This window comes from Burkholderia sp. MSMB0856, assembly GCF_001524645.2.
GTDB lineage: Bacteria > Pseudomonadota > Gammaproteobacteria > Burkholderiales > Burkholderiaceae > Burkholderia > Burkholderia diffusa.
The window spans coordinates 1,405,740-1,421,583 of record NZ_CP013427.1 but is presented as its reverse complement, the minus strand read 5'-3'; the positions used below and the strand labels follow the sequence as shown (position 1 = coordinate 1,421,583).

The 15,844-nt window shown below is 66.4% G+C and carries 17 protein-coding genes; 5 read left to right on the top strand and 12 right to left on the bottom strand.

The window, feature by feature from the left end; all coding sequences use genetic code 11:
* The first annotated feature begins 87 nt into the window (after window positions 1–87).
* From WS87_RS07775 to WS87_RS07765, 3 genes are all read left to right on the top strand, one after another.
* On the top strand, window positions 88–1,308 hold the full coding sequence (locus tag WS87_RS07775) for a hypothetical protein (protein WP_059817722.1): 1,221 nt from the start codon (window positions 88–90) through the stop codon (window positions 1,306–1,308).
* 30 nt (window positions 1,309–1,338) lie between these two features.
* Window positions 1,339–2,022 (top strand): Vgb family protein, encoded by a 684-nt coding sequence (locus WS87_RS07770; protein WP_059817724.1) that lies wholly within the window; start codon window positions 1,339–1,341, stop codon window positions 2,020–2,022.
* A 181-nt stretch (window positions 2,023–2,203) separates the two neighbouring features.
* Window positions 2,204–3,187: a DMT family transporter gene (locus WS87_RS07765; RefSeq protein ID WP_059817726.1), complete on the top strand. Its 984-nt coding sequence runs from the start codon at window positions 2,204–2,206 to the stop codon at window positions 3,185–3,187.
* Window positions 3,188–3,250: 63 nt separating this feature from the next.
* Here the strand turns inward: WS87_RS07765 and WS87_RS07760 are convergent, their stop codons facing one another.
* On the bottom strand, window positions 3,251–3,574 hold the full coding sequence (locus tag WS87_RS07760; protein WP_059450006.1) for an RnfH family protein: 324 nt from the start codon (window positions 3,572–3,574) through the stop codon (window positions 3,251–3,253).
* A 4-nt stretch (window positions 3,575–3,578) separates the two neighbouring features.
* Window positions 3,579–4,016, bottom strand: a complete 438-nt coding sequence (locus tag WS87_RS07755) for a type II toxin-antitoxin system RatA family toxin (protein WP_059529356.1) — start codon at window positions 4,014–4,016, stop codon at window positions 3,579–3,581.
* A gap of 98 nt (window positions 4,017–4,114) precedes the next feature.
* Here WS87_RS07755 and smpB point away from each other — a divergent pair, with 98 nt between their 5' ends.
* Window positions 4,115–4,561: an SsrA-binding protein SmpB gene (smpB, locus tag WS87_RS07750; protein ID WP_050012888.1), complete on the top strand. Its 447-nt coding sequence runs from the start codon at window positions 4,115–4,117 to the stop codon at window positions 4,559–4,561.
* A 223-nt stretch (window positions 4,562–4,784) separates the two neighbouring features.
* Here smpB and WS87_RS07745 read toward each other — a convergent pair whose 3' ends face one another.
* The 3 genes from WS87_RS07745 to ppsA form a co-directional block, all read right to left on the bottom strand.
* Window positions 4,785–5,720, bottom strand: a complete 936-nt coding sequence (locus WS87_RS07745; protein ID WP_059817728.1) for an SPFH domain-containing protein — start codon at window positions 5,718–5,720, stop codon at window positions 4,785–4,787.
* A gap of 33 nt (window positions 5,721–5,753) precedes the next feature.
* Window positions 5,754–6,188, bottom strand: coding sequence for an NfeD family protein (locus tag WS87_RS07740; protein WP_059529350.1), 435 nt, complete (start codon window positions 6,186–6,188; stop codon window positions 5,754–5,756).
* Window positions 6,189–6,406: 218 nt separating this feature from the next.
* Window positions 6,407–8,806 (bottom strand): phosphoenolpyruvate synthase, encoded by a 2,400-nt coding sequence (ppsA, locus tag WS87_RS07735; protein ID WP_059817730.1) that lies wholly within the window; start codon window positions 8,804–8,806, stop codon window positions 6,407–6,409.
* 376 nt (window positions 8,807–9,182) lie between these two features.
* On the opposite strand from ppsA, the gene ppsR reads away from it, so the two are divergent.
* Window positions 9,183–9,998 (top strand): posphoenolpyruvate synthetase regulatory kinase/phosphorylase PpsR, encoded by an 816-nt coding sequence (gene ppsR / locus WS87_RS07725; protein ID WP_059450011.1) that lies wholly within the window; start codon window positions 9,183–9,185, stop codon window positions 9,996–9,998.
* 121 nt (window positions 9,999–10,119) lie between these two features.
* Here the strand turns inward: ppsR and WS87_RS07720 are convergent, their stop codons facing one another.
* The 7 genes from WS87_RS07720 to WS87_RS07690 form a co-directional block, all read right to left on the bottom strand.
* Window positions 10,120–10,902 (bottom strand): TrmH family RNA methyltransferase, encoded by a 783-nt coding sequence (locus WS87_RS07720; RefSeq protein ID WP_059529345.1) that lies wholly within the window; start codon window positions 10,900–10,902, stop codon window positions 10,120–10,122.
* Window positions 10,899–11,543: a ribonuclease HII gene (gene rnhB / locus WS87_RS07715; RefSeq protein ID WP_059817732.1), complete on the bottom strand. Its 645-nt coding sequence runs from the start codon at window positions 11,541–11,543 to the stop codon at window positions 10,899–10,901. Before rnhB ends, WS87_RS07720 begins: the two co-directional genes overlap by 4 nt.
* Entirely contained in the window at window positions 11,540–12,709 is a 1,170-nt protein-coding gene (gene lpxB / locus WS87_RS07710; protein WP_059817734.1) for a lipid-A-disaccharide synthase, read from the bottom strand. The genes rnhB and lpxB overlap by 4 nt, the downstream gene beginning before the upstream one ends.
* A gap of 3 nt (window positions 12,710–12,712) precedes the next feature.
* Window positions 12,713–13,501: an acyl-ACP--UDP-N-acetylglucosamine O-acyltransferase gene (lpxA, locus tag WS87_RS07705; RefSeq protein ID WP_059817736.1), complete on the bottom strand. Its 789-nt coding sequence runs from the start codon at window positions 13,499–13,501 to the stop codon at window positions 12,713–12,715.
* 85 nt (window positions 13,502–13,586) lie between these two features.
* Window positions 13,587–14,054: a 3-hydroxyacyl-ACP dehydratase FabZ gene (gene fabZ, locus WS87_RS07700; protein WP_006495559.1), complete on the bottom strand. Its 468-nt coding sequence runs from the start codon at window positions 14,052–14,054 to the stop codon at window positions 13,587–13,589.
* A gap of 129 nt (window positions 14,055–14,183) precedes the next feature.
* Window positions 14,184–15,278 (bottom strand): UDP-3-O-(3-hydroxymyristoyl)glucosamine N-acyltransferase, encoded by a 1,095-nt coding sequence (gene lpxD, locus WS87_RS07695; protein WP_059817738.1) that lies wholly within the window; start codon window positions 15,276–15,278, stop codon window positions 14,184–14,186.
* A 16-nt stretch (window positions 15,279–15,294) separates the two neighbouring features.
* Window positions 15,295–15,792 (bottom strand): OmpH family outer membrane protein, encoded by a 498-nt coding sequence (locus tag WS87_RS07690; RefSeq protein WP_059529330.1) that lies wholly within the window; start codon window positions 15,790–15,792, stop codon window positions 15,295–15,297.
* Between the last annotated feature and the right edge of the window lie 52 nt (window positions 15,793–15,844).

Genomic DNA, 15,844 nt, shown 5'->3' with positions numbered 1-15,844 from the left:
CCGGGCACGGCGCCTCTGCCGTGTGCGTGGTGCTAGATTAGGGCCGGGCATCGGATCGGAGGGAGTGACAACTGTGTCGGGATTCGGATGGATTCGCTGATCACGGCCGCCGCGCGGGCGCTCGCGGCGGGCGACCCGCTCGGCGCGCTGAACCGCGTCGCACTGCGCGACGACGCGCCGGCGCTCGCGTTGCGCGGAATCGCGATGGCGCAACTCGGCGATTTCGAGCGCGCGCGGGCGCTCGTGCGCGGCGCGGCACGTGCGTTCGGCGCGAAGGAAGCGGTCGCGCGGGCGCGCTGCGTCGTCGCGGAAGCCGAAATCGCGCTGGCGTCCCGCGACCTCGGCTGGCCGTCGCGCGCCCTCGAAACCGCCTGCGCGACGCTCGACGCACTCGGCGACCGCGCGAACGCCGCGCATGCGCGCTATCTCGGCGTGCGTCGACTGCTGCTGATCGGGCACGTCGACGAAGCCGAACGGCAGCTCGCGAACCTCGATCCCGCACCACTGCCGGCCGCATCGCGCGCAGCCCACGAACTGATCGCGGCCGGCATCGCGATGCGCCGCATCCGCCCGCACTTCGCGCGTACGGCACTCGCCCGTGCCCGCGCGGCCGCACAGGACGCCGGCATCGCTGCGCTGACGGCCGAAGTCGAGACGGCCGCACGCATGCTGGATACGCCGGCCGCGCGGCTCATCGCGCGCGGTGCGTCGCGGCTCGTGCTGCTCGACGAGGTCGAGGCGCTGCTGGAATCGAATGCGCTGGTCGTCGATGCATGCCGCCACGCCGTGCGCGACGCACGCACGACCGTGTCGCTCGCGCGCCGCCCGGTGCTGTTCGTGCTCGCCCGCGCGCTGGGCGAGGCGTGGCCCGGCGACGTGTCGAGAAACGCGCTCGTTGCCGCGGCGTTTCGCGCGAGACACGCGGACGAATCGCATCGCGCACGCCTGCGCGTCGAGATCGGCCGCTTGCGCGCGATGCTGCGCCCGCTCGCGAACGTCACCGCGACGCCGCGCGGCTTCGCGCTCGAGCCGCTCGGCCCACGCGAGACCGTCGTGCTCGCGCGTCCGGTCGACGATCGCCATGCGGCCGTGCTCGCGCTGCTCGCAGACGGCGAGGCATGGTCGAGCTCCGCGCTGGCACTCGCGCTCGGCGCGAGCCAGCGCACCGTGCAGCGCGCGCTCGACGCGCTCGCCGAAGCGGACAAGGTGCAGGCGCTCGGCCGCGGTCGCGCGCGCCGCTGGATGACGCCGCCGCTACCCGGATTCGCGACGACCTTGTTACTCCCCGCACCGCTGCCGGGCGACTAGGATGGGCACACCAACGACGAGGTGACAGACATGAAACGCTCCACCGCAGACATCCTCCGCGAATACGGCCCGTTTCCGGGCGTCGACGGCGTGCACGGCGTCACGTTCGACGGACAGCGCGTCTGGTTCGCATCCGGCGACAAGCTGAACGCGCTCGATCCGGAACGCGGCACGACCGTGCGCGCACTCGACGTCGCCGCACACGCAGGCACCGCGTTCGACGGGCGTCATCTGTTTCAGATCGTCGAGGACCGCATCGAGAAGATCGATCCCGATTCGGGCCGCGTGCTCGCGACGATCCCCGCGCCCGGCGGCGGCGCGGATTCGGGGCTCGCGTGGGCCGAAGGTACGCTGTGGGTCGGCCAGTATCGCGAGCGCAAGATTCATCAGGTGGATCCGCAATCGGGCGCCGTGCTGCGCACGATCGAGTCGAACCGCTTCGTCACCGGCGTGACGTGGGTCGACGGCGAGCTGTGGCACGGCACCTGGGAAGCGGACGAGAGCGCGTTGCGGAGAATCGACCCGCGCACCGGCCAGGTGCTCGAACAGGTCGACATGCCGCCCGGTGTCGGTGTGTCGGGGCTGGAATCCGACGGTCGCGACCTCTTCTACTGCGGCGGCGGCAACAGCGGCAAGCTGCGCGCCGTGCGGCGTCCTGCGCGAGCACGCGCGGAGGGCGACAGTGCGGCGGCATCCGAACCGGTCGAGCGCTGATCGCCGATCATCGACGGGTCACCCGGCCCGCCGCCATCCCCGGTCAACGCCGGAACGAATCGCGATGGCGCTCCCGGCCGATTCCGAACCGCGTCCGCTCCCGAGTGCAGGAATGAACAAGACGCTGTCGCGCCGCCGTCGTTAAGATGCGCGCTCGTCAGTCATTCGTTCGGAGCAGTCGATGCAGCGCGGTGTGGTGTATGGCGTCCTTGCGGGCGCGTTGTGGGGGATGGTCTTTCTCGTGCCGCGGCTGATGACCGACTTCTCGCCGCTGCTGCTGAGCGCAGGCCGCTACGCGATGTACGGCCTCGTGTCGCTGGCGGCGGCACTGCCGGCCGCCCGTTCGCTGCTCGTGCGGCTGACCCGCGAGGATCTCGTCGCGCTCGCGAAGCTCGCGCTGATCGGCAACGTCGCGTACTACATGCTGCTGTCCGGCGCCGTGCACCTGATCGGCATCGCGCCCAGCTCACTGATCGTCGGCGTGCTGCCCGTGACCGTCACGCTCGCCGGCCTCGGCGACCAAGGCGCGATGCCGCTGCGGCGCCTCGTCGCCCCGCTCGCGCTGGTGATCGCCGGCATCGTCTGCATCAACGTCGACCTCTTCACATCGGAAGCCGCGCATGCGACGACGCTCGGCCAGAAGCTCGCCGGCATCGCGTGCGCAACCGGCGCGCTCGCGAGCTGGACCTGGTACGCGGTCGCGAATACGCGCTACCTGCAGCGCCACCATCATTTCGGCGGCAACGAATGGTCGGTGCTGTGGGGTGTCGTGACGGGCCTGATCGGCGGCCTCTGCTGGGTCGCGATCCTCGCGCTGCCGGCCGGCACGGTCCAGGCGGCAGTCCCGGCATCGCGCTGGCAACTGTTCTGGCTGCTGAACCTCGCGCTCGCGATCGGCGCGTCGTGGCTCGGCAACGGGCTGTGGAACGCGGCATCGAAGCGGCTGCCGCTCACGCTGTCGGGCCAGCTGATCGTGTTCGAGACCGTGTTCGCGATGCTCTACGCATTCGTCTACGACCACCGGATGCCGCGCGTGCTTGAAATCTCAGCGCTCGCGCTGCTGCTGGCGGGCGTGTACGGGTCGGTGCGCCGGCACGGCGACACGCACACGAGCGGCAAGACGCCCGGCCGTGCAGCCGCGAACGCGAACATCACGGCCCACTGAGCGCGGGCGAGCCTGGTCTGACGAATCGGGACAAAAGGAATGGAGCGATGCTGGCGCGATGCGTCAGCGCGCGTCCTTGTGCATCCACTTGCGGCCCTCGATGGAGCCCTCGCGACGGGTCTTGTCGACGCGCCGCTGGCGCGCGAGCTTCGGATCGACGATCAACGGGCGGTAGATCTCGACACGATCATGATCGGCGAGCGGCGCGTCGAGCGGCGCGAGCTTGCCGAACACGCCGGTTTTTGCGTGCGCGAGGTCGATTTCCGGGTGCAGCGCGAGCACGCCGCTCGCATCGATGGCCGCGCGCACGGTCGCGCCTTCGGGCAGCGACACCGGAATCAGCGTCTGGCGATCCGGCAGCGCGTAACAGACTTCGATCGACAGCATCGCGTCACCCCTTCCCGTAGCGCTGGTCGGCGCGCTTGACGAACGAATCGACGAACGTGTTCGCGATATGGCTGAACACCGGCCCGATGATCTTTTCGAGCAGGATGCTCGAGAACTCGTAGTGCAACGCAAATTCGATCTTGCATGCGTCGGAGCGCAGCGGGATGAAGCGCCACGAACCCGTGAACTTCCGAAACGGGCCGTCCGCGAACTCCATGTCGATCCGTGTCGGGCGCTGCTGCGTGTTGCGCGTCGCGAAATGCTGCTTGATGCCCTTGAAGTTGATGTCGATGCGCGCTTCCATCCCGCTGTCGTCCTGACGGCGAATCTCGACGCCGCCGCACCAGGGCAGGAAATTGGGGTAATCGGCCACGTCGGTGACGAGGTCGAACATCTGTTCCGCCGAATGACGGATCAATACGGTTTTCTGGACATCTGCCATAAATCGCGCGGCATCGCTCGAGGTAAGAACGCAAGCCGGGCGATTCTCGCCCCGCTTTGCTAAAATCGTGATTTTAAACGAGTTGGCCCGATCCTTTCATGAGCATCATCGACAACAGGAAAGCGCACTTCGATTATCACATCGAGGAACGCTACGAGGCGGGGCTCGTGCTCGAGGGCTGGGAAGTCAAGGCGCTGCGCGCCGGGCGCGGCCAGATCAAGGAAGGCTACGTCGTGGTCAAGAACGCCGAGATCTTCCTGATCGGCACCCACATCAGCCCGCTGCCCGAAGCCTCGACGCACATCAAGCCTGATCCGGTCCGCACGCGCAAACTGCTGCTGCATCGCGACGAAATCAAGAAACTGATCGGCAAGGTCGAGCAGCGCGGCTACACGCTCGTGCCGCTGAACTTCCACTACAAGGGCGGTCGCGTGAAATGCGACATCGCGCTCGCGAAGGGCAAGAAGTTGCACGACAAGCGCGAAACCGAGAAGAAGCGCGACTGGGAGCGCGAAAAGGCCCGCATCATGCGCGCCGGTACCTGACGCGCAACATCACGCATCGCAAACGACACGGCCCGCTCGAAGCGGGCCGTGTGCTTTTGTGAGCCGCGATGCGTCGATGCGCCGATCGAGCAGCCGCTCACGGTTCCTGATGAATCCCTGCGCCGCTTATCGTCGCGAGCAGCATCGCAATTCCATGATGCGACGATTCGCCGCACGCCGGCCGCACGCAACGGCCGTACGGCTCATCGAGCCGCGCGTGCGCTCAACCCTTTCCGCCCGCGGCTGGCGTCGCGTTCTTGACGATCGTCAGCGCCGACGCGATCGCGGTGCCGAGATCCGACAGGTTCGCCGGCACGATCAGCGTATTGCCCTGTTTCGCGAGGTTCGAGAACGCGCCGACGTACTGCTCGGCGACCTTCAAGTTCACGGCATCCATCCCGCCCTGCGACTGGATCGCGTTCGCGATCTTCTGGATGGCCTGCGCGTTCGCCTCGGCCACCGCGAGAATCGCGGCCGCCTCGCCCTGCGCCTGGTTGATCGCGGCTTGCCGCTCGCCTTCCGACTTCTGGATCGCCGCCTCGCGCGCGCCCGACGCGAGGTTGATCTGCTCCTGCTTGCGGCCTTCGGATGCGGCGATCAGCGCGCGCTTTTCCCGCTCGGCGGTGATCTGTGCCTGCATCGCGTGCAGGATTTCCTTCGGCGGCGTCAGGTCTTTGATCTCGTAACGCAGCACTTTCACACCCCAGTTCGCGGCAGCCTGGTCGAGCGCCGACACGATGTTGTGGTTGATGAAGTCGCGTTCCTCGAAGGTCTTGTCGAGTTCGAGCTTGCCGACCACCGACCGTAGCGTCGTCTGCGCGAGCTGGGTGATCGCGAGCACGAAGTTGCTCGATCCGTACGACGCCTTCATCGGATCGGTCACCTGGAAGTACAGCACGCCGTCGACCTGCAGTTGCGTGTTGTCGCGCGTAATGCAGACCTGACTCGGCACGTCGAGCGGAATTTCCTTCAGCACGTGTCGGTAGGCGATCCGGTCGACGAACGGCAGCACGATATTGAGACCGGGCGACAGCGTCGCGTGATAGCGCCCGAAGCGTTCGAGCACCCACGCATGCTGCTGCGGGACGATCTTCACCGTCTTCGACACGATCACGATGGCGATGACGAGCAGGACGACCCAGATGATCAGCGAATCCATGAAATGTTCTCTCCTTGTTGTATCAGCGGACGATCAGCCCGCAGGTTTCGCTACGACCACGAGACAGTTGCCGCGCACGGCGCGCACCTGATACACGCGCACATCGTCGCGCTCGCCGTGCGCGAGTTCGACATCCCAGTCGGCGCCGCGGTATTGCACGCGCGCGCGGCCGTCATGCCACGCGTCGACCGTGACGGTCGAGCCGATATCGAGATTGACGTCGGGATTCGTCGACGTGTCGCGCTTCTGCTTGCGCCCGAGCCCCGAGCGGCGCAGCACGATCATCGCGATGATCGCGACCACGGCGGCCACGCCAAACTGCACGTGCGGCGCGAAACCGGCCAGTTGCAGCAATCCGCCCGCGAGAAAGCCGAGCGCAATCATCAGCAGGTAGAACGTGCCCGTGAGCAACTCGGCCACGACCAGCACACCCACCGCGACCCACCAGAACAGATGCCCCGACATCATTGTGGTCTCCAGAAAAACGGTCCCGTACGCTCACTATATTCTTCGCTGCCGCAAGCGGACGCGACCGGCACGCCCGGGTCGGCCGGGTCACCCCGTTACGTACCGACAAACAAAAACACCCCGGCGCTTACCGGGGTGTTTATAACACGAACCTTGCATTTTGCCTTCAACGCAAGCGCGGCGGTACCGCACTTGCGCCGAACGGCCATTACCGACCGTTACTTCCGGTTGGCGAGCGCCTGCCACGTATCGATGATCGTGTCCGGGTTCAGCGAGATCGACACGATGCCTTCGTCAGTCAGCCATTGCGCAAAGTCCGGGTGATCGGACGGGCCCTGACCGCAGATGCCGACGTACTTGCCCATCTTGCGGCAGGTATCGATCGCCCGCTTGAGCAGGAACTTGACGGCCGGGTCGCGTTCGTCGAAGTCGACGGCCAGCAGTTCCATGCCCGAGTCGCGGTCGAGGCCGAGCGTGAGCTGCGTGAGGTCGTTCGAACCGATCGAGAAACCGTCGAAGTGCTCGAGGAACTCTTCGGCGAGGATCGCGTTGGTCGGAACTTCACACATCATTACGAGGCGCAGGCCGTTCTCGCCACGCTTCAGGCCGAACTTCTCGAGCAGGCCGACGACGCGCTCCGCCTGCTTCACGGTCCGCACGAACGGCACCATGATCTCGACGTTGGTCAGGCCCATCTCGTCGCGCACGCGCTTCAGTGCACGGCACTCCATCTCGAACGCCTGCGCGAAGTCTTCGGCGATGTAGCGCGACGCGCCGCGGAAGCCCAGCATCGGGTTTTCCTCGTCCGGCTCGTAGCGCGAACCGCCGATCAGCTTCTTGTACTCGTTCGACTTGAAGTCGGACAGACGCACGATCACGGGCTTCGGATAGAACGCCGCGGCGATCGTCGCAACGCCTTCCGTCAGCTTGTCGACGTAGAACTGGCGCGGCGACGCGTGGCCACGCGCGACGCTCTCGACCGCCTTCTTCAGATCCTGGTCGATGTTCGGGTACTCGAGGATCGCCTTCGGGTGCACGCCGATGTTGTTGTTGATGATGAACTCGAGACGCGCGAGGCCAACACCACCGTTCGGCAGTTGCGAGAAGTCGAACGCGAGCTGCGGGTTGCCGACGTTCATCATGATCTTGACCGGGATTTCCGGCAGTTCGCCGCGCTGCACTTCCGTGACTTCCGTCTCGAGCAGCCCGTCGTAGATCTTGCCTTCGTCGCCTTCCGCGCACGACACCGTGACGAGCGCGCCGTCCTTCAGGATGTCGGTCGCGTCGCCGCAGCCGACGACTGCCGGCACGCCGAGCTCACGCGCGATGATCGCCGCGTGGCAGGTCCGGCCGCCACGGTTCGTGACGATCGCCGCCGCACGCTTCATCACCGGCTCCCAGTTCGGGTCGGTCATGTCGGCCACCAGCACGTCGCCCGGCTGCACGCGTTCCATTTCCGACGGATCCTGGATCACGCGCACGGGGCCCGCGCCGATCTTCTGGCCGATCGCACGACCCGTCGCCAGCACCTGCGACTGGCCCTTCAGCTTGAAGCGCTGCTCGGCCTTGCCGGACGCCTGGCTCTTCACCGTTTCCGGACGCGCCTGCAGGATGAAGATCTTGCCGTCGCGGCCGTCCTTGCCCCACTCGATGTCCATCGGACGCTGGTAGTGCTTCTCGATGATGACCGCGTACTTTGCCAGCTCGATCACGTCTTCGTCGGTGATCGAGTAGCGGTTGCGCTGCTCGTGCGGCACGTCGACCGTCTTCACGCGGCCCGGCTCGCCCGGCTGCGTGAATTCCATCTTGATCAGCTTCGAGCCGATCGAGCGGCGGATGATCGGGTACTTGTCCTGTGCGAGCGTCGTCTTGAAAACGTAGAACTCGTCCGGGTTCACGGCGCCCTGCACGACGGTTTCGCCCAGGCCATAGCTCGACGTGATGAACACGGCGTCCTTGAAGCCCGATTCGGTGTCGATCGTGAACATCACGCCGGCCGCGCCGACGTCCGAGCGGACCATGCGCTGCACGCCGGCCGACAGCGCGACTTCGGCGTGCGTGAAGCCCTTGTGAACGCGGTACGAGATCGCGCGGTCGTTGTACAGCGACGCGAACACGTGCTTCATGCGGTCGAGCACGTCGTCGATGCCGACGACGTTCAGGTACGACTCCTGCTGGCCGGCGAACGACGCGTCGGGCAAGTCTTCCGCGGTCGCGGACGAACGCACGGCGAACGACAGCTCGCCCGGCGAGCCGTTCTTCAGGATTTCGAACTGTGCGCGGATTTCCTGCTCGAGACGCGCCTGCAGCGGTGCATCGACGATCCACTTGCGGATTTCGGCACCGGCTTCGGCGAGCGCCTTCACGTCGTCGATGTCGAGCGACTCGAGACGCTTGGCGATGCGATCGGTCAGATCGTTGTGCTTGAGGAAATCACGGAATGCGAGCGCGGTCGTGGCGAAACCGGTGGGTACACGAACGCCTGCTTCGGAAAGCTGGCTGATCATCTCGCCGAGCGACGCATTCTTGCCGCCCACGATCTCCACATCGGTCATCCGCAACTGCTCGAACGGGATTACATACGCCTGGTCCTTTGCGACGTTTGCTGCGTTAGTCATACAAGCCCCTAAGTGTGAAAAAAATGCTCGATTGCGCAAGTGGGCTCGGACGCGGGCGCTTGCAAAAAGGCGCGGCGCGTCTTGCGCAACCTGTTGGAGAAACAATCGCAGCGGCGGAAAATCTTCCGACCCGATTTGCAAAAATCCCGGCAGAAGGGCGATATAGTCAGACGAATCGCCGAACTTGCCGGGAGTTTTAGATCGCTCGCGGCAAGCCCGGGGTGCCGTTCGCACCCTGCCCCCGCAATTGCTTATCCAACAGGTTGCCGCTATTCTACCGTGCCGGCTGCCGGATGTGGCGCGACCTTGTCACTGCGGCTGGAGGCGAACCTCCAGCCGCCCGCGCAACCGCCCTTCACGTTCGACGCCCAGATTCATGCTGCCTACCGTTTTCATCGTCTCCGACGGCACCGGGATTACTGCCGAAACCTTCGCGCACTCGATCCTCTCCCAGTTCGACCAGAAATTCCGCCTCGTGCGCTTGCCGTTCGTCGACTCGCTCGACAAGGCCTTTGCGACCGTCGAGAAGATCAACGAAGCCGCGGTGCACGACGGCCGCCGCGCGATCGTGTTCACGACGCTCGTCGACAGCGAGTCGAACGACATCGTCAAGCGCTCGAACGCGCTCGTGCTGGACATGTTCCAGCGCTTCGTCGAGCCGCTCGAGCAGGAACTGGAGCTGAAGTCGAGCCACGCGATGGGCCGCGGCCACCAGAACGCCGACACCGAGGAATACAAGACGCGGATCGAGGCGATCAACTTCTCGCTCGCGCACGACGACGGCCAATCGAATCGCAACCTGTCGGAGGCCGACGTGATCCTGGTCGGTGTGTCGCGCAGCGGCAAGACGCCGACGAGCCTGTATCTCGCGATGCAGTACGGCGTGAAGGCAGCCAACTATCCGCTGATTCCGGAAGACTTCGAGCGCGGCAAGCTGCCGTCAGCGCTGTCGCCGCATCGCGACAAGCTGTTCGGCCTGTCGATCGACCCGCAACGCCTGTCTGAGATTCGCAACGAGCGCCGCCCGGGCAGCAAGTACGCGGCGCCGGAGAACTGCCGCTACGAGATCAACGAGGCCGAGGCGATGATGCGTCGCGAAGGGATCAAGTGGCTGTCGTCGACGCACAAGTCGATCGAGGAGATCGCGACGACGATCCTGCAGGAAATCCGTCTCGACCGGCAGTCGTACTGACGACTTGCCCGCCGGCGCGGCCGCCAGCCGCCGCCAGAAGCAGAAAGGCCGCGTCGAACGCGGCCTTTTTTCATGGTCGGGATACGCGCGCGCGGACAACGCCGTGCGTCACGTCGTCATGTCACGCGCGCCGCTGCTGCCGCACCTGCTCGAACAGGCACACCGCCGCCGCCGCCGCGACGTTCAGCGACTCCATGCCGCCCGGCTGCGGGATCGTCACGCGATGCGTGGCCGCGTCGCGCCAGAACGCCGACACGCCGGCGCCCTCGTTGCCGAACACCCATGCGACGGGCCCGGCCAGGTCACAGTCGTAGACCGCCCGCGCGCCGTGCGAATCGGTGAGCGCGACCGGCACGTCGAGACGCGCGGCGAGTGCGTCAGGCTCGACGTCCTCGTGGATCGACAGCAGGAAATGCGCGCCCATCGCCGAACGCAGCACCTTCGACGACCACGCATAGGCAGTGCCCGGCGCACAGAATACGTGCCGCACGCCGGCGGCCGCCGCGCTGCGCAAGATCGAACCGACGTTGCCGGCGTCCTGCACGCCGTCGAGCACGACAGACGTGTGCGTGACGCGCTCCGGCAGCGGCTGCGCGGGCCGGTCGACGAGCAACAGGAAACCGACGCCGCTGACCACGTTCGACAGTTGCCCGAACAATGCGTCGGGCAGCGTAACGACCCGCTGCGCGTCGACGCGCGCGATGATCGCCTGCGCTTCGTCGTGCGCGAGCGCGCCTTCGGTCGCGACGCAGAGCTCGGGGGTTGCGCCCGTATCGAGATACGCGCTGGCGAGGTGGAAACCCTCGAGCAGCGCCTGGCCGCCCCGCCGCTGCTGGGACGTCGAACCCGCGAGCGCCTTCAGGCGCTTGTACAGCGGGTTGTCGCGGGAAGTAATGCTTTTCATCGAATCAGGTCAAGTGCCGCACGCACCGGCGCGAACGAGCGCCGATGGGCTTCGCACGGGCCATGCTCGCGCAGCGCGGCAAGATGTTTCTCGGTGCCGTAGCCCGCATGCACGTTGAAGCCATATACCGGGAAGCGTTCGTGCAGGTCGACGAGCATGCGGTCGCGCGTGACCTTCGCGAGGATCGATGCGGCGGAAATGCTCGGCACGAGCGCGTCGCCGCTGACGATCGCCTCGGCACGCACCGTCAGCGTCGGACAGCGGTTGCCGTCGATCTGTGCGAGCGTCGGCAGCACCGACAGGCCTTCGACGGCCCGCTTCATCGCGAGCATCGTTGCGTGCAGGATGTTGAGCGTATCGATCTCGTCGACGCTCGCCGAAGCGACGCAATACGCGCGCGAGCGCGCGACGATCAGCTCGTACAGCGCGTCGCGCTTCTTCGCGGACAACGCCTTCGAATCGTCGAGCCCGTCGATCGGCTGCGCGGGATCGAGGATCACCGCGGCGGCGACCACCGGCCCCGCGAGCGGGCCGCGGCCCGCTTCGTCGACGCCACAGACGATCTCGTCGGGCCGGCTGAAGTCGAAGCCGCCCTGCACGTCGGTCGACGCGCGGCGGCGTGGTGTACGGGCGGCCGTCATGCGCGCCCCTTGCGTTGCTCGAGCACGCGCACGACCGCTTCGGCCGCTTTCGCGGCCGTGTTCTGCCGCAGCGAAAGATGCATTTCGGTAAACACGTCGGTCAGCGTGCGACGGTTCGCGTCGTCGCGCAGCTGCGTGAGCGTCGCATCGGCGAGCGCCTCGGGCGTCGCGAAATGCTGCAGCAGCTCGGGCACGACGAAGCGCCCCGCCAGAATGTTCGGCAAGCCGACGTACGGCAAGTAGCCCTGCCGGCGCATGATCTGCCCGGTCAACCAGGGCACCTTGTACGAGATCACCATCGGCTTCTTCAACAGCGCGGCTTCCAGCGTGACGGTGCCGCTCTTCACGAGGATCGCGTCGGCGGCCGTCATCGCGACCTGCGAGCGGCCGTCGGTGATCGTCAGCGCAAGCTGCGGATGCGCGTCGACAAGCGGCTGCAGCAGCTCGCGCAGTGCAGGCGTCGCCGCCGGCATCACGAACCTCACGCCGGGCTCGCGCTGCTGCATCAGCGCCATCGCCGCGAAGAACGTCGGGCCGATCAGCCCGATCTCCGAGCGCCGGCTGCCCGGCAGCACCGCGATCACGGGGCCGTCCGCCGGCAAGCCCAGCGCGATGCGCGCGCCATGCGTGTCGGGCTCGAGCGGAATCTCGTCGGCCAGCGGGTGGCCGACATACGTCGACGCGACGCCCGCCTTGTCAAGGATCGCCGGTTCGAACGGGAACAGGCACAGCATGTGGTCGACGGACTTCGCGATCTTCTTGATCCGCCCCCCGCGCCAAGCCCAGATCGATGGGCATACGAAGTGGATCGACGGGATGCCCGCGTCGCGCGCAGCCTGCTCCACGTTGAAGTTGAAGTCGGGCGCGTCGACGCCGATGAATGCGTCGGGCCGCTCCGCGAGCAGTTGGCGCTTCAGTTCGCCGCGAATCCGAAGGATTTCGGGAATCTGGCCCAGCGCCTCGACGTAGCCGCGCACCGTCAGCTTGTCCATCTGCCAGTGCGAGTCGAAGCCGTGCGCGAGCATCCGCTGCCCGCCGATCCCGTAGTAGCGGGTCGACGCGGGCAGCCGCTCTTGAAGCCCGCCGAGCAGCGACGCCGCGAGCAGATCGCCCGACGGCTCGCCGGCCACCATCGCGAGCCGGAGCTGATTGGTCGGGAGCGACATCGCTTAGCGGATGATGCCGCGTTGGGACGCGTCGATGAACGCAACGAGCGCGCCAACAGCTGCGTCGCCTTCGCCGCCCGCGGCCGCCAATTCGCGCAACTGCACCTTCGCTTCCTCGAGCGACAGGCCGTTCTTGTACAGCAGGCGGTACGCGCTGCGCAGCGCCGAGATCGCGTCGGGCGAGAAACCGCGCCGGCGCAGGCCTTCGACGTTGATACCGTGCGGCTCGGCCTTGTTGCCGGCCGCGATCACGAACGGCGGCACGTCCTGCACGAGCGCCGAGGCGCCGCCCAGCATCGAGTGCGCACCGATGCGCACGAACTGGTGCACGCCCGACATCCCGCCGACGATCGCCCAGTCGCCGATCTCGACGTGACCGGCCATCTGTGCGTTGCTCGACAGGATCACGTTGTTGCCGACGCGGCAGTCATGACCGATGTGCACATAGGCCATGATCCAGTTGTCGTCGCCGAGCGTCGTCACGCCGACGTCCTGCACGGTGCCGGTGTGGATCGTCGTGAATTCGCGGATCGTGTTGCGGTTGCCGATCACGAGCTTCGTCGGTTCGTCCTTGTACTTCATGTCCTGCGGACGGCCGCCGACCGACGCGTAATGGCCGATGCGGTTGTCCTCGCCGAGCGTCGTGTGACCTTCGATCACGCTGTGCGAACCGATCGTCGTACGCGCGCCGATCGTGACGTGCGGCCCGACGATCGCGTACGGCCCGATCTCGACGGTCTCGTCGATCTGCGCACCCGGTTCGACGATCGCGGTAGGATGAATCCTGGTCATGCGCCGTTGCCTCTCGATGTGATGTGTCGCGTTGCTCGCGTTACTCGCGTTGCTCGCGTTACGTTACCCATGCGTGCCGCGTCGCTCAGGGCGCCGCGTCGGCCGTCTTGACCGTGCACATCAATTCGGCTTCCGCCGCCACCTTGCCGTCCACTTCCGCCACCGCCTTGAACTTCCAGATGCCGCGGATGTAGCGTTCGAACGTCACGTTCAGAATCAGCTGGTCGCCCGGTTCGACCACACGCTTGAAGCGTGCGCCGTCGATGCCGACAAAGTAGTACAGCGTGTTCTCGGGATCCTTCGGCTGCTCTTCCGCGAACGTCAGCAGCGCGGCCGCCTGAGCGAGCGCCTCGAGGATCAGCACACCCGGCATCACCGGCCGCTTCGGGAAGTGCCCCTGGAAGAACGGCTCGTTGATCGACACGTTCTTCAGCGCTTTGATTCCCTTGTGCGGCTCGAGTTCGAGCACGCGATCGACGAGCAGAATCGGGTAGCGATGCGGCAGCAGCGTGAGGATCTTGTGGATGTCGAGATTGATTTTTTCAGTGCTCATGATGGTTCGTCTCACGCAGAAGCTGCGCGGTGGTGATGCAAAGGCTGAAGCGGGCCGCCGCGCGGCCCAGTCTGGCAAACCGGGCCGGATGCGCTGGCCGTGCCCGGTTCGTGGTCTCGCATGGTGCGGTCAGGCGTCCGTGCCGCCCTGGGCGGCCAGCGCGGTTTCGAGCGCCTTGATGCGGTCGCGCAGCTTGTCGAGGTTGCGCACGAGCGCGGCGCTCTTGTTCCATTCGCCGTGGTCGACGGCCGGGAACGCGCTCGTGTAGATGCCTGCCTTCGGCAGCGACTTCGACACGCCCGAATTCGCGGTGATAATGACATAGTCGCCAAGCGTCACGTGGCCGGCGATCCCGGCCGCGCCGCCGATCATGCAGTGGCGGCCGATCGTCGTGCTGCCCGCGATGCCCGCCTTGCCGGCGATCACCGTGTAGGCGCCGATCCGGCAGTTGTGGGCGATCTGCACCTGGTTGTCGATCTTCACGCATTCCTCGATGACGGTGTCCGCCATCGCGCCGCGATCGATCGTCGTGTTCGCGCCGATCTCGACGTCCGGGCCGACCGACACGCCGCCGACCTGCGGAATCTTGACCCAGCTGCCGGTGCGCGCCTCGCCGTCGCCAACGAAATCCGGCGCGAAGCCGAACCCGTCGGAACCGATCACGGCACCCGAATGGACGATCGCGCGCGGGCCGATCTTGCAGCCGTGGTACACCGATGCGTTCGGATACAGGTGCGAACCCGCGCCGATCGTCGTGCCGCGCCCCACGAACACGTTCGCGTCGAGCTGCACGCCGTCCTCGATCACCGCGCCGGCCTCGATCGTCACGTGCGGACCGATCACCGCGCTCGCGGCGACCTGCGCGGCCGGATCGATCGTCGCGCTCGGATGCACGCCGGCCGCGCGCGGCGGCGTGGCGAGATCGATGAACATCTGCGCGACGCGTGCGAAGTACGCGTACGGATTCGGCGTCACGATGAAATTGCGGGAGCCGGCCGTCCGGCCATCAGCGGCCGCGCCCAGCTTTTCGAGATCCTTCGGCGCGATCAGCACCGCGCCGGCGCGGGTCGCCTCGACCTGCGACAGGTACTTCGGATTCGCGAGAAACGCGAGTTGCTGAGGGCCTGCCTGGTCGAGCGGCGCGAGGCCGCCCACCTTGCACTGGGCGTCGCCGACGATCTCGCCGCCGAACCGCTTTACGAGTGCCTCAAGCGTCAATGCCATTCGTCGTCTGCTCCGTTCAGTTCGTCGAGCCGGACGCGAGCGCCTTGAGCACCTTGTCGGTGATGTCGATGCGCGGGCTGACGTACACGGCTTCCTGCACGATCAGGTCGTAATTCTGCTGCTCGGCGATCTGCTTGATGACCTTGTTCGCACGCTCCAGCACAGCCGCGAGTTCCTCGTTGCGGCGCTGGTTCAGGTCTTCGCGAAATTCGCGCTGCTTGCGCTGGAAGTCGGTATCGAGCTGTGCGAGATCACGCTGCTTCTGTGCGCGATCGGCCGCCGACAGCGACGGGCCGTTCTTGTCCAGCGAATCGGACATCGACTTCAGACGCGCGGCGAGGTCCTGCAGATCCTTGTCGCGCTTCGCGAACTCGGCTTCGAGCTTCGTCTGCGCCGCCTTGGCGGGCGCGGACTCGCGCAGGATCCGATCCGAATTGACCGCCGCGATGCGGGCGACGTCCTGAGCATGTGCCGTCGCCGCGCCCAAGGCCAGCGCAACGGTCAGCGCACACATCACTCGTTTCGAAAACGTACCGGTTAGCAAAATTACCCTCTCGTTGCTGTTG

Bases quoted from the DNA above. Each gene is read 5' to 3' on its own strand.
- WS87_RS07775 (WP_059817722.1), top strand. From the start codon at position 88: ATGGATTCGCTGATCACGGCCGCCGCGCGGGCGCTCGCGGCGGGCGAC.
- WS87_RS07770 (WP_059817724.1), top strand. From the start codon at position 1,339: ATGAAACGCTCCACCGCAGACATCCTCCGCGAATACGGCCCGTTTCCG.
- WS87_RS07765 (WP_059817726.1), top strand. From the start codon at position 2,204: ATGCAGCGCGGTGTGGTGTATGGCGTCCTTGCGGGCGCGTTGTGGGGG.
- WS87_RS07760 (WP_059450006.1), bottom strand. From the start codon at position 3,574: ATGCTGTCGATCGAAGTCTGTTACGCGCTGCCGGATCGCCAGACGCTG.
- WS87_RS07755 (WP_059529356.1), bottom strand. From the start codon at position 4,016: ATGGCAGATGTCCAGAAAACCGTATTGATCCGTCATTCGGCGGAACAG.
- smpB (WP_050012888.1), top strand. From the start codon at position 4,115: ATGAGCATCATCGACAACAGGAAAGCGCACTTCGATTATCACATCGAG.
- WS87_RS07745 (WP_059817728.1), bottom strand. From the start codon at position 5,720: ATGGATTCGCTGATCATCTGGGTCGTCCTGCTCGTCATCGCCATCGTG.
- WS87_RS07740 (WP_059529350.1), bottom strand. From the start codon at position 6,188: ATGATGTCGGGGCATCTGTTCTGGTGGGTCGCGGTGGGTGTGCTGGTC.
- ppsA (WP_059817730.1), bottom strand. From the start codon at position 8,806: ATGACTAACGCAGCAAACGTCGCAAAGGACCAGGCGTATGTAATCCCG.
- ppsR (WP_059450011.1), top strand. From the start codon at position 9,183: ATGCTGCCTACCGTTTTCATCGTCTCCGACGGCACCGGGATTACTGCC.
- WS87_RS07720 (WP_059529345.1), bottom strand. From the start codon at position 10,902: ATGAAAAGCATTACTTCCCGCGACAACCCGCTGTACAAGCGCCTGAAG.
- rnhB (WP_059817732.1), bottom strand. From the start codon at position 11,543: ATGACGGCCGCCCGTACACCACGCCGCCGCGCGTCGACCGACGTGCAG.
- lpxB (WP_059817734.1), bottom strand. From the start codon at position 12,709: ATGTCGCTCCCGACCAATCAGCTCCGGCTCGCGATGGTGGCCGGCGAG.
- lpxA (WP_059817736.1), bottom strand. From the start codon at position 13,501: ATGACCAGGATTCATCCTACCGCGATCGTCGAACCGGGTGCGCAGATC.
- fabZ (WP_006495559.1), bottom strand. From the start codon at position 14,054: ATGAGCACTGAAAAAATCAATCTCGACATCCACAAGATCCTCACGCTG.
- lpxD (WP_059817738.1), bottom strand. From the start codon at position 15,278: ATGGCATTGACGCTTGAGGCACTCGTAAAGCGGTTCGGCGGCGAGATC.
- WS87_RS07690 (WP_059529330.1), bottom strand. From the start codon at position 15,792: ATGTGTGCGCTGACCGTTGCGCTGGCCTTGGGCGCGGCGACGGCACAT.